General features: G+C 43.6%; 1 protein-coding gene. It reads right to left on the bottom strand.

The window, feature by feature from the left end; genetic code table 11:
• Positions 1 to 952: alpha/beta hydrolase (locus A3762_RS18570; RefSeq protein ID WP_197469383.1), on the bottom strand; the 952-nt coding region annotated here is incomplete at its 3' end.
• Positions 953 to 1128: the final 176 nt, after the last annotated feature.

The following is a 1128-nucleotide window of genomic DNA, read 5'->3' as shown; positions in this document are numbered from 1 at the left end:
TTGGCCTGCCGCCTTTTACCTCTTCTAGAAATTTACTAGCTGCACGACTTAACTGATCTAAACCTTGCTGCTCTATGGGCATGTGCCCAGCGTTTTCCAATAAAACAACTTTTTTATTGCAGGCCAAGCGCTGATAGAACTGTTCGCTGAGTTCAAATGGCGTCCATTTATCTTCTGCTGGATGAGCCAACAAAACCGAGCACGAGTTGAAGTTCTCGGGTTCAACTTTAGGTGTTGCAATCATAATCGAAAGCATGAAATGCAGCGGTGTTCGATTTCCACCACCGTTTGGGTCGTTAACAACAAGTTGATTAAATTCGGCATTATTCGATAAAGCGTGCATTTTAGAAAACCATTTCAAAGGAAACTTTAGTGTTCCTAAAATGGGGTTTAGACATTTCAATAACGGTAAGATTGCCGAGCTCATTCGAGGGAATTTAGCGAAAGCAGCTCTAACAGAAGCCAATCGCGGATCACACAATGTGGTTGCGATAATGCCCTTAACATATTTTGATCTAGCTGCCGCATAGTACGCTAGCATCCCACCCAAGCTAAGCCCATACAATACGATTTTTTGCGGGCCTTGCTCTGATTCATGCTCAATTAAATCGACAACCAAATCTGCCCAAGNTAGGTAGTCCACCTTTCTTTCCGGCGAATCAGTTAATCCATACCCTGGAAAGTCTGGCATCACGACTTCATATCCCTTCTCATACAGGTCGAGGGCCAACGGGCTCAACAAACGTGCATAGCCACCACCTCCATGCAGCATGATCACCTTTACGTCATCTTTGGTCGATGGAACATAACGATCTAAATGAACATTGATTCCCTGCCACAACCACCACTCCTCTTTGGGCTGGTTTTGGTGATTAATCCGTAGGTGTTCCGGAAAATAATCTTGGTAGTTTTGCCAGTATGATTCACTTTGGTAACTTGGTTGCTCTTTCATCAAACTCAATTCCTCCATTGGACTGCGTAGCGCTAAACGGTGCTTTAGATAACAGAACACTATAATATGAGTATTTACTCACATTAAATACTCGCGTTTATTTATTCTCATGAAAGTCAATAAAACCACCTCAAAGCCCCGTCGCAAGCCCGCTCAGAGCCGATCATCTAATACAG

Source organism: Oleiphilus sp. HI0125 (genome assembly GCF_001635355.1).
Note: the sequence above shows the minus strand (reverse complement) of the source record. Positions and strands in the feature narration are given on the sequence as shown.